Genomic DNA, 10762 nt, shown 5'->3' on the forward strand with positions numbered 1-10762 from the left:
GGCTCGTAGAAGGGCTTGCCGAGGTGCTCCTCGTAGTGCGCGGCGAGCAGCTCACGGTCGGGCTCGATCATCTTGAGGTCGACGAGCTGGTAGCCCTTGGCCTCGATGCGGCGGAGGATCTCGCCGGTGAGGTTGCGGGCGACGCCGTCCGGCTTCACGAGGACGAGGGTTTCTTCGACGTACGTGGTCACGTTGGTCCTTCCAGGTTGACTGACGGCATTCACCCTAGCGGGCGCGGCCGACTACTCCGATTCGGCGTGCGCCCTACTCCGCTTCGGCCTGCGCGGCCGCCCAGGCGGCCTTCTCGCGGTCGATCTGGGCGCCCTTGATCATGGAGTAGATCCAGAGCCCGATGAAGATCGCCGCGATGATGGCGAGGGTCGGCACGAGGAAGCAGGCCGCCACGATGACGCCCTGCAGCACCCAGCCGAGGGCGTAGCCCCAGCGGAACCGCAGCAGCACGACGTTCAGCAGCAGCAGCACGCACACGGCCGCGCCGCCGCCGAGGGCGAGCGGGGCCGGCAGCGCCTTGAGCCCGAAGATCACGAGCGCCGCGAAGAACATCACGACCGCCTCGAAGGTCAGGATGATCGAGGCGAGGCTCTGCCGGACGGAGCCGCCCCTCACTTCTCCTCGCCCTTCCACCCCTCGGCCGCGGCAAGGGTGATGACCTCGCCCACGAGGGTGATCGAGCCCGTGACGAGAACCGCGCCCTTCTCCGATCCGGATGCCGAGTCGCGGGCGGCGTCGAGGGCGTCCTCGAGCCGCGGCTCCACGAGCACCCGGTCGGCCCCCGCGATGCCGACCACGATGGAGGCGAGCTCGTCGGGGTCGATCGCCCGGTCGCTCGAGGAGCTCGTGATCACGAACTCGGTGACGACCGGATCGAGGGCGCGCACGATGCCCGCCACGTCCTTGTCCTCGAGCACGGCGATGACGGCCACGACCCGATCGAAGGTGAAGTACTCCCCCACCGCAGCGGCCAGAGCGGCGGCCCCGCCCGGGTTGTGGGCCGCGTCGACGAGCACGGTGGGCTCGATGCCGACGAGCTGCAGGCGGCCGGGCGAGGTGGCGGTGGCGAAGCCCTCGGTGACGACGTCGTCGGCGATGGCCTGGGTGCCTCCGCCGAGGAACGACTCGACCGCGGCCACCGCGACGGCGGCGTTGTGGCCCTGGTGAGCGCCGTAGAGCGGCAGGAAGATGTCGCGGTAGGTTCCGGCGAGCCCCTGCACGGAGACGAGCTGGCCGCCCACGGCCACCTTCGACTCGAGCAGGCGGAACGCCTCCCCCTCGACCGCGAAGGTCGACTCGGTGAGCTCGGCGGCACGGGCGAGCTCGGTGAGTGCCTCCGCGGGCTGCTGGGCCGTGACCACCTGGGAGGCGGGCTTCACGATGCCGGACTTCGTGCGGGCGATCTCGGCGACGGTGTTGCCGAGCCGCGCCGTGTGGTCGAGCGAGATGGGCGTGATGACCGCCACCTGGCCGTCGGCGACGTTGGTGGAGTCCCACTCGCCGCCCATGCCGACCTCGATCACCGCGACGTCGACGGGGGCGTCGGCGAACGAGGCGAAGGCGAGCACCGAGAGGGCCTCGAAGAAGGTCAGCCGCGCTTCACCGGCGGCCTCGAGCTCGGCGTCGACGAGCTCGAGGAAGGGCTCGATGTCGCTCCAGTTGGCCGCGAGGGCCTCGTTGGAGATCGGCACGCCGTCGATCATCATGCGCTCGTTCAGGCGCTCGAGGTGCGGGCTCGTGAAGAGGCCGGTGCGGAGGCCGTGGGCGCGCAGGATGCTCTCGACGATGCGGCTGGTCGAGGTCTTGCCGTTGGTGCCGGTGATGTGGATGACCGGGTAGGCGCGCTGCGGGTCGCCGAGGAGCTCCACGACCCGGCGCGTGGCCGAGAGCCGCGGCTCGGGCGAGGACTCGCCGAGGCGGGCGAGGAGCGCCGCGTAGACGGCGTCGCCCTGCTCGAGGAACTCGTCCGGGGCGTCGAGGCCGACGCGGCCGAACTCGTCCGGCTGCTCGCCTCCCTCGCCGTCCGGGCCTCCGCCGTTCCGGCCGTCGGCGTCGTCCGGGTCGTCAGCGGGCGGGCCGAAGTCTCCGCCGAAGAAGCTGTCAGACATCCTGGGTCACCGTCTTCCGGCTCACGGCGATCAGCAGATCGTCCTGGTTGGCGTACTTGCCCGCGGGGATGCGGACGAAGTGCTCGGGGGCCGCCGCGGTGATGCCGCCGAGCCACTCCGAGGGGAGCGCCTCGCGGTTCGCGGTGATCGAGGGCGCGGAGGCGGGAGCGTGCACGGCGAAGCTCGTGGCGAGGGTCTCCCCCGCGATGTCGACCGCTCCGGATGCGCTCCACAGCGCTTCGGCGTCGGCGTCGGAGAAGAGCACGAGGTCGAGCACGATCCGGTCGCTCACGTCGAAGCCGGCCGACTTGCGGGCGTCCTGCACGGCGCGGATGGCGTCGCGCGCGAAGCCCTCCGCCTCGAGCTCGGGCGTGATCCGGGTGTCGAGCAGCACGAAGCCGCCGCGCGGCAGCAGGGCCACACCGACCGCACCGGTCTCGGCGGCGTCTCCCGAGGCCTCGAGGGTGAGCTCGTACTCGCCTTCGAGCAGCTCGATGCCGCCCGCGGTGACGACGCCGTGCTCGACCGACCAGCCGTTCGAACGCGCCGCCTGGATGGCCTTCTGCACGTTCTTGCCGAGACGGGGGCCTGCGACCCTGGCGTTCACGCTGAGCCGCGAGGAGAGGCCGTAGTCGGCCGCCGAGCTCTCGGCGAGGGCGACGGTCTCGACGTGCTTCACGTTGAGCTCGTCGCGGAGGATGCCCTCGAACTGCGCGAGCGACTCGGCGCCGTCGGTGACGACCGTGAGCTTCGCGAGCGGCAGGCGCACGCGGAGGCCGTTGAGCTTGCGGAGCGACAGCACGGTCGACGAGATGGAGCGCACCTGGTCCATGGTGTGCACGAGCCCGGCGTCGGCCGGGTAGTCGTTCTCGTCGGGCCAGTCGGTGAGGTGCACGCTGCGACCGCCGGTGAGGCCCTTCCAGACGGCGTCGGAGACGAGCGGGAGGAGCGGGGCGGCCACGCGGGTGAAGGTCTCGAGCACCGTGTAGAGGGTGTCGAAGGCCTGCGTGTCCTCGCCCGACCAGAAGCGGTCGCGGGAGCGGCGCACGTACCAGTTGGTGAGCACGTCGGCGAAGTCGCGGAGCTTCGCGGCGGCGAGCGTCGCATCCAGAGCCTCGAGGTCGGCGGTCACCGACTGCACCAGCTCCCGCGTCTTCGCGAGCAGGTACCGGTCGAGTACATCGGTGGAGTCCGTCCGCCACTGGGCGTCGTAGCCACCCTCCTTCGCACTGTTGGCGTACAGGGTGAAGAAGTAGTAGGTGCTCCAGAGGGGCAGGAGCACCTCCCGGACGCCCTGGCGGATGCCCTCCTCGGTGACGACGAGGTTGCCGCCACGGAGGACGGACGACGACATGAGGAACCAGCGCATCGCATCCGAGCCGTCGCGGTCGAAGACCTCGGAGACGTCGGGGTAGTTGCGGAGCGACTTCGACATCTTCTGGCCGTCGGAGCCGAGCACGATGCCGTGGCTCACGACGTTGGAGAAGGCGGGGCGGTCGAACAGCGCGGTCGAGAGCACGTGCATGACGTAGAACCAGCCGCGGGTCTGCCCGATGTACTCCACGATGAAGTCGGCGGGGCTGTGGGTGCGGAACCAGTCCTCGTTCTCGAACGGGTAGTGCACCTGCGCGAACGGCATCGATCCGGAGTCGAACCAGACGTCGAAGACGTCCTCGATGCGGCGCATGGTGGAGCGCCCGGTGGGGTCGTCGGGGTTCGGCCGGGTGAGCTCGTCGATGAAGGGACGGTGCAGATCCGGCTCGCCGTCGCGGTTCAGCGGCAGGCGGCCGAAGTCGGCCTCGAGCTCGGCAAGCGAGCCGTAGACGTCGACCCGCGGGTACTCCGGGTCGTCGCTCTTCCAGATCGGGATGGGCGAGCCCCAGTAGCGGTTGCGCGAGATCGACCAGTCGCGGGCACCGGAGACCCACTTGCCGAACTGCCCGTCCTTGACGTTCTCGGGCACCCACTCGATCTGCTGGTTGAGCTCCTCCATGCGGTCGCGGATGGTCGTGACACGCACGAACCAGCTCGACACCGCCTTGTAGATGAGCGGGTTGCGGCAACGCCAGCAGTGCGGGTAGCTGTGCTCGTAGCTGGCCTGGCGGAGGAGCCGGCCCTGAGCTCTCAGCAGCTGGGTGAGCGGCTTGTTGGCGTCGAAGACCTGCAGGCCCTCGACCTCCTTGACGGCCGAGAGGAAGCGGCCGCCGTCGTCGACCGAGATGATGACGGGGATGCCCGCGGCCTCGCAGACCTTCTGGTCCTCCTCGCCGTAGGCGGGGGCCTGATGCACGATGCCGGTGCCGTCGGTGGTCGAGACGTAGTCGGCCACGAGGATCTGCCAGGCGTTCTCGGTGCCGTACTTCTCGGTGTCGGCGTAGTAGTCCCAGAGGCGGTCGTAGGCCACGCCCTCGAGCTCGCGGCCGGTGACGGTGCGGGTGATCGCGGCGCGCGCGTCGTCGGCGGAGTCGTAGCCGAGATCCTTCGCGTAGTTGCCCACGAGGTCGGTGGCGAGCAGGTACTCGGCGCCGAGCACGGTGAGCGATCCGGTCCCCGTTCCGGGGCTTGCGGCCGTGGCCTCCGACGTCTCCCTGGCCACCTCGGTGTCGGCGGTGCCGTTCGGGCCCGCGGGCACCACGGCGTACTCGATGCCGGGGCCCACCGCGAGCGCCATGTTGGTGGGCAGGGTCCAGGGCGTCGTCGTCCACGCCAGGGCGCGCACGGCGGTGAGGCCGAGCGACTCGGCGCGCGATCCGACGAGCGGGAACGTCACCGTGACCGTCTGGTCCTGACGCATCTTGTAGACGTCGTCGTCCATCCGGAGCTCGTGGTTCGAGAGCGGCGTCTCGTCCTTCCAGCAGTAGGGCAGCACGCGGTAGCCCTCGTAGGCGAGGCCCTTCGTGTGCAGCTGCTTGAAGGCCCAGAGCACGCTCTCCATGAAGGTCGTGTCGAGCGTCTTGTAGTCGTTGTCGAAGTCGACCCAGCGGGCCTGGCGGGTGACGTACTCCTGCCACTCCCACGTGTACTGCAGCACCGAGCGACGGCTCGCGTCGTTGAAGACCTCGACGCCCATCTCCTCGATCTGGCTCTTCTCGGTGATGCCGAGCTGCTTCATCGCCTCGAGCTCGGCGGGGAGGCCGTGGGTGTCCCAGCCGAAGCGACGGTCGACCTTCTTGCCGCGCATGGTCTGGAAGCGCGGGAAGACGTCCTTCGCGTAGCCGGTGAGGAGGTGCCCGTAGTGCGGCAGTCCGTTCGCGAACGGCGGGCCGTCGTAGAACACCCACTCGTCGGAGCCCTCGCGGTTCGCGATCGAGGCGCGGAAGGTGTCGTCGCCCTTCCAGAAGGCGAGCACCCCCTTCTCCACCTCGGGGAAGCTCGGCGAGGGGACGACGGAGGAGAACTCGTCGGGATCTTTGGGGTACGTCATGATGCTCCTGGACGGGCCGTGTCGGTGTGCTGCCTGTTCCACGAGGACGGCTGCGGGCTGCTGCCCCTCACCGCGGTACCACCTCGCTGACCCGCCGTGTCACCACGGCCGGCCGCTCGTTCTTAGGCTGTGACGGGCCCGACCCGTTCGGTTCTACTGAGCTCCCGGGCCGAGGGCCCGCTCACCGTTCCTCCGAAGGCTCCCCGGTGATCGCCGGTTCATCGCCATACTGCTCCCGATTCTAGCCGATCGCGAAGCCGGTGAGCACGGGATGCACCGCGCGGGCCACGTAGTCGGCGAGCGGATCGCGGGTGGGGCCGTCGGCGGCCCAGCGCCCCACGGCGGCGGCCGCCGCCCCCACCACGGCGAGCGCGACGGCGCGGGAGCGGAGCGCGGCATCCTGGCCCGTGAGCCGGCAGCTGAGGAAGAGCTCGATCGCGTCGGCGTGCTGCAGCGCCCGCGCGAGGCCCGCCGCCCTCAGCTCGTCGTCGATGCCCATCGTCTCGTGCTGCGTGAGCACGAGCGGCGCGCGGCCGGCGGGGAAGGCGGCGGCGGTGGCGAGGAGGGCCTGCTCCACCGCCTCGAGGGGCGGTGTGGCGTCGCTCGCCGCACCCAGCGCATCCGTGAGCGCTCTCAGGCTCGCGTCGAGCTCGACCCAGAGCAGCTCGCTCTTCTGGCCGAAGTAGTTGAAGAAGGTGTTGCGGCTCACACCGGCGCGCTGGGTGATCTGCTCGATCGTGGTCTTCGCGTAGCCCTGTTCGAGGAAGAGCTCGGAGGCAGCCTCCTCGAGCATGCCCTGGGAGGATGCGCGGGGTCGTCCGGCCATCGTCCGCTCCTTTCGCCGTGGTGTGCAGAAGCAATAAATAGATCGCGTACAATAATGCCATGCATCGTCGCCCTGCCGCGCTCCTCGCGCTCACCGCCGCCTCCGCTCTCGTGCTCGCCGGCTGCTCCGCCGCCGAGCCCGCCGAGACCCCCTCGACCCCCGCAGCCGGGGGCACGCTCACCTACGCCACCGGTTTCGGCGAGCCCACCTGCCTCGATCCGCACGTGGGCGGCAACATGCCGCAGGCCCTCGTGGGCACGAACGTGCTCGAGTCGCTGTTCTCGCAGAACGAGGAGGGCGAGATCGTGCCGTGGCTCGCGACCGGCGCCACGGTGTCTGACGACGGGCTCACGGTCGACGTGGCCCTCCGCGACGACGTCACGTTCACCGACGGCACGCCGTTCGACGCCTCGGCCGTCGTGGCGAACGTCGAGCACATGAAGGATCCGGAGACGGCGTCGTCGACCGCCATCCTCGCGCTCGGCAAGGTGACCGAGGTCACCGCCGTCGACCCCACGACCGCGCGCTTCACGCTCTCCGAGCCCGACAGCGCGCTGCAGGAGTCGCTCGCGCAGACCTGGCTCGCGATGGAGTCTCCGGCCGGGCTCGCGCGCGGCATGGACGAGAACTGCGCGGGCCCCATCGGCACCGGGGCGTTCGTGTTCACCGAGTGGGTGCAGCAGGACCACGTGACCCTCACCCGCAACGAGGACTGGAACTCGGCGCCGGAGGGGGCAGCCAACGATGGCCCCGCCTACCTCGACGAGATCGTCTGGCGCTTCATCCCCGACCCCGCCACGCGCTTCGCCGCACTGCAGTCGGGCGAGGTCGACGTGATCGACGAGATGCAGCCCGACAACGTCGTGGCCGTGCAGGAGGCCGCCGCGACCGGCGGTGACTTCGACGTGCTCACGGGAGCCCTGCCCGGCGCGTCCATCCGGCTCGAGCTCAACTCCGGCTACGCACCCTTCGACGACGAGCGCGTGCGGAAGGCCTTCATCCACTCGGCCGACGTGAACCCCGGCATCGAGAGCCTCTTCTTCGGCACGGTCGACCGCTCCTACTCAGTACTGTCGTCGTCGACGCCGTTCGGCGCCTCGTTCGAGAGCGAGTACGCGATCGACTCCGACCTCGCCAACAAGCTGCTCGACGAGGCGGGCTGGACCTCGCGAGATGCAGAGGGCTATCGGGTGAAGGACGGCAAGCGTCTCACGGTCGACTTCCCGATCTCGACCAACCAGTCCATCCCGGCCGAGGTCTCGCTCTTCGAGCAGATCCAGGCCACCACGAAGGCCGTCGGCTTCGACGTGCAGCTGCGCCCGCTCGACCTGTCGAGCTGGTACGGCGCCCTCGCCGAGTGGGACTTCGGGGTCACGAGCGCGATCTACACCAAGAACTCGCCCGACGTGCTGCGCATCCTCTACCACTCCGACAACATCCAGCCCGCTCCGAGCGGCTACCACCCGAACCACTCGCACGTCGACATCCCCGAGCTCGACGCGGCGCTCACCGAGGCCGGGCAGACGTCCGACCCCGCCGAGCGGGCCGCGCTCTACGAGGAGGCGCAGCAGATCCTCGCCGAGGGCGCCTACGTGCTGCCGCTCTACGACCACCTGACGAAGATCGGCTACTCCACCGACGTGCAGGGGCTGTCGCTGCTGCCGACGCTGCAGATCCCATACTTCGGCGACGCGTGGGTGCAGGAGTAGGCGCGGACCGCGCGGGCTTCGGAGGATGATCGGTGAGGACCCGGGGCGAAGTTCCTCCGCTGCCGGCAGCAAAGGCGGGTTTCCTCCGCTCCGGCGGGCCGGGCGGATCGGGCTGCGGGTGCTCGGCGGGGTGTTCGTGCTGTGGGCCGCCGCCACGCTGACGTTCTTCGGGCTGCGGCTCATCCCGGGCGACCCGGCACAGGCCATCCTTGGCGGCCCCGGTTCTCAGGCGAGTGCTGAGGCGCTCGCAGCGGTGCGGGCCGAGTACGGGCTCGACCAGTCGATCTGGGCGCAGTACGGGCTCTACCTCTCGCGGCTCCTCGGCGGTGACCTGGGGTCGTCGTACTCGCTGCGCACCCCGGTCTCCGAGGTGATCGGGGCGCAGATCGGCGGCACGCTCCTCCTCGCCGTGCTCGCGCTCGCGGTGGCCTGGGCGATCGCGCTCGGACTCGCGGTGTGGTCGACGCGGGGCGGGCGGGTGGCCGGCGTGGTCGGCTCGGGGCTCGAGATCGTGGCGGCCGCCGTGCCGCACTTCTGGCTCGCGACCGTGCTCGTGCTGATCTTCAGCACGACGCTGCGGTGGCTCCCCGCCGTCTCGACGCAGGGGCCCGAGGGGCTCGTGCTGCCGGTGCTGACGCTCGCGCTGCCGCTCGCCGGGTTCCTCGGGCAGGTCATGCGCGAGTCGGTGCTCGATGCGCTCGACGCGCCGTTCGTGCTCTCGGCCCTCGCCCGCGGCGAGGGCGAGAGCGGCGTGCGGTGGCGGCACGTGCTGCGGCACGGGGCGCTCCCCGGCATCGCGCTCTCGGGCTGGGCGTTCGGGTGGCTGATCTCGGGAGCCGTGGTGGTCGAGACGATCTTCGCGAGGCCCGGGCTCGGGCGCACGCTGCTGAACGCGGTGCAGCTCCGCGACGTGCCGCTCGTGATCGGGGTCGTGCTCGTCGTCGCGCTCGGCTACGTGATCATGACGGTGCTGACGGATGCGGTCTCCCGTGTCGCCGATCCGCGGCTCGCGGTGCGCGAGCGGGAGCTGGAGCGGGTCTCGTGACCGCGCTGATCGGAGGCAAGGCGGGGAGGCGCACGCGCGGAGGCAGCGGCGGCAGCGGCGGCAGCGGCGGTCGGATGCTCGGGGCCGCGCAGTGGGTCGCGATCGCGTTCCTCGGGGTGCTGCTCGTGGCCGCCGTGGCGCCGTGGCTGCTCGCTCCCGGCGACCCGCTCGCCATCGATCCGGCCGAGGCGTTCGTCGCACCGCAGTGGGGGCATCCGTTCGGCACCGACGAGTCGGGGCGCGACATCTACACGCGCGTCGTGCACGGGGCGGCGCCGTCGCTCGTGATCGGCGTGGCCGCCACCGCCATCGGCATCGCACTCGCGCTCGTGCTCGGGCTCGCGGCGGCGCTCGGCGGGCGGATCGTGGACTTCGGGGTGAGCCGGCTGCTCGAGGTGCTGTTCGCGTTCCCCGGGCTGCTGCTCGCGCTTCTCGTGATCACCGTCTACGGCCCGGGAGTCGTGACCTCGACCATCGCCGTGGGGCTCGCGACGGCGCCGGGCTACGCGCGCATCATCCGCGCGCAGACCCGATCCGTCGCCTCCTCCCCCTACGTCGAGGCGGCCGTGGTGCTCGGTCGCTCGCGCACCCGCATCCTGGGGCAGCACATCCTGCCCAATGCGGTCGTGCCCGTGTTCGTGCTCGTGACGCTCGGAGTCGGGCAGGCCATCGTCTGGGCGGCCGCGCTCAGCTACCTGGGGCTCGGGGCCGAACCGCCCGCCGCGGAATGGGGGGCGATGCTGTTCGCCGGCAAGAACTACCTCGCGACCGCGTGGTGGCTGACGTTCTTCCCCGGGCTCGCGATCGTGCTGAGCGCGGCCGCCACCACGGTGCTCGGGCGGGCGCTGCAGAGGAGGGGGCCGCGATGACGGACGACTTGCGGAGGAAGTTCGAGTCGACGGCAGTGGGCGAGTCCTCCGTTGCGGCGAACCAGCCCACGGATCCTCCGGTGGCGGACCGGGTCGGCGACGTGCTCGTGCGGGTCGAGGGGCTGCGGGTGGGGTTCGGCAGGGGGAGGCGGAGTCTGCGGGGCGGGGTCTCCGAGCGCGGGCCCGCCGTGGTCGACGGGGTCTCGTTCGAGGTGCGGGCCGGGCGCTCCCTGGCCATCGTCGGCGAATCCGGATCGGGCAAGTCGGTCACCGCACGCGCGCTCGTGGGGCTCGTGGGCCCGGGATCGTGGGTGACCGCCGACGCCCTCGAGGTCGACGGCACCTCGATGCTCGGCGCATCCGCTGCCGCCTGGCGCCGCGTGCGGGGCGGGCGGATCGGGCTCGTGGTGCAGGACGCGCTCGTGTCGCTCGATCCGCTCCGCCCGATCGGGCGGGAGATCGCCGACGCGCTGCGGCTGCACACGACGCTGTCGGAGGCCGGGAGGCGGGCCAGAGTGGAGGAGCTGCTCGAGTCGGTCGGCATGCCGGAGCCGCGCTCGCGGATGCGGCAGCGGTCGGGCGAGCTGTCGGGCGGACTGCGGCAGCGAGCGCTGATCGCCTCCGCGCTGGCGGCCTCGCCGGCCCTCGTGATCGCCGACGAGCCCACGACGGCGCTCGACAGCACCGTGCAGGCGCAGATCCTGGGGCTGTTCGAGACCATCAAGGCGCAGGGCTCGGGGCTGCTGTTCATCAGTCATGATCTGGCCGT

General features: G+C 71.0%; 9 protein-coding genes. 4 read left to right on the plus strand and 5 right to left on the minus strand.

All coding sequences use genetic code 11. The features are described from left to right. The 5 genes from Q0D57_RS17780 to Q0D57_RS17800 form a co-directional block, all read right to left on the minus strand. The coding region (locus tag Q0D57_RS17780; protein WP_291046560.1) for a nucleoside-diphosphate kinase at nucleotides 1-191 on the minus strand (191 nt) is incomplete at its 3' end. Nucleotides 192-264: 73 nt separating this feature from the next. Further along, nucleotides 265-627 carry a DUF4233 domain-containing protein gene (locus tag Q0D57_RS17785; RefSeq protein WP_291046562.1) on the minus strand — a complete coding sequence of 121 codons (363 nt, stop codon included), beginning with the start codon at nucleotides 625-627 and terminating at the stop codon, nucleotides 265-267. Further along, the gene (locus Q0D57_RS17790; protein ID WP_291046565.1) at nucleotides 624-2120 is read right to left on the minus strand and encodes a folylpolyglutamate synthase/dihydrofolate synthase family protein; all 1497 of its coding nucleotides are present in this window, start codon (nucleotides 2118-2120) and stop codon (nucleotides 624-626) included. Before Q0D57_RS17790 ends, Q0D57_RS17785 begins: the two co-directional genes overlap by 4 nt. After that, nucleotides 2113-5544 (minus strand): isoleucine--tRNA ligase, encoded by a 3432-nt coding sequence (gene ileS / locus Q0D57_RS17795; RefSeq protein WP_291046567.1) that lies wholly within the window; start codon nucleotides 5542-5544, stop codon nucleotides 2113-2115. Before ileS ends, Q0D57_RS17790 begins: the two co-directional genes overlap by 8 nt. Nucleotides 5545-5785: 241 nt before the next feature. Beyond that, on the minus strand, nucleotides 5786-6370 hold the full coding sequence (locus Q0D57_RS17800; RefSeq protein WP_291046569.1) for a TetR/AcrR family transcriptional regulator: 585 nt from the start codon (nucleotides 6368-6370) through the stop codon (nucleotides 5786-5788). 59 nt (nucleotides 6371-6429) lie between these two features. Between Q0D57_RS17800 and Q0D57_RS17805 the strand changes: the two genes are divergently transcribed. The 4 genes from Q0D57_RS17805 to Q0D57_RS17820 form a co-directional block, all read left to right on the plus strand. After that, nucleotides 6430-8079 carry an ABC transporter substrate-binding protein gene (locus Q0D57_RS17805; RefSeq protein WP_291046571.1) on the plus strand — a complete coding sequence of 550 codons (1650 nt, stop codon included), beginning with the start codon at nucleotides 6430-6432 and terminating at the stop codon, nucleotides 8077-8079. A 25-nt stretch (nucleotides 8080-8104) separates the two neighbouring features. Continuing rightward, nucleotides 8105-9124 (plus strand): ABC transporter permease, encoded by a 1020-nt coding sequence (locus tag Q0D57_RS17810; RefSeq protein ID WP_291046574.1) that lies wholly within the window; start codon nucleotides 8105-8107, stop codon nucleotides 9122-9124. 74 nt (nucleotides 9125-9198) lie between these two features. Continuing rightward, on the plus strand, nucleotides 9199-9993 hold the full coding sequence (locus Q0D57_RS17815) for an ABC transporter permease (RefSeq protein WP_291046580.1): 795 nt from the start codon (nucleotides 9199-9201) through the stop codon (nucleotides 9991-9993). After that, a partial coding sequence (locus tag Q0D57_RS17820) for an ATP-binding cassette domain-containing protein (RefSeq protein ID WP_291046577.1) occupies nucleotides 9990-10762 on the plus strand: 773 nt, incomplete at its 3' end. The genes Q0D57_RS17815 and Q0D57_RS17820, both read left to right, overlap by 4 nt.

The sequence above is a fragment of the Herbiconiux sp. genome (genome assembly GCF_023264895.1).
Taxonomy (GTDB): domain Bacteria; phylum Actinomycetota; class Actinomycetes; order Actinomycetales; family Microbacteriaceae; genus Herbiconiux.

Excerpts from the sequence above, each read along its gene's own strand:
- Q0D57_RS17790 (WP_291046565.1), bottom strand. The coding sequence starts at position 2,120 with ATGTCTGACAGCTTCTTCGGCGGAGACTTCGGCCCGCCCGCTGACGAC.
- ileS (WP_291046567.1), bottom strand. The coding sequence starts at position 5,544 with ATGACGTACCCCAAAGATCCCGACGAGTTCTCCTCCGTCGTCCCCTCG.
- Q0D57_RS17800 (WP_291046569.1), bottom strand. The coding sequence starts at position 6,370 with ATGGCCGGACGACCCCGCGCATCCTCCCAGGGCATGCTCGAGGAGGCT.
- Q0D57_RS17805 (WP_291046571.1), top strand. The coding sequence starts at position 6,430 with ATGCATCGTCGCCCTGCCGCGCTCCTCGCGCTCACCGCCGCCTCCGCT.
- Q0D57_RS17810 (WP_291046574.1), top strand. The coding sequence starts at position 8,105 with ATGATCGGTGAGGACCCGGGGCGAAGTTCCTCCGCTGCCGGCAGCAAA.
- Q0D57_RS17815 (WP_291046580.1), top strand. The coding sequence starts at position 9,199 with ATGCTCGGGGCCGCGCAGTGGGTCGCGATCGCGTTCCTCGGGGTGCTG.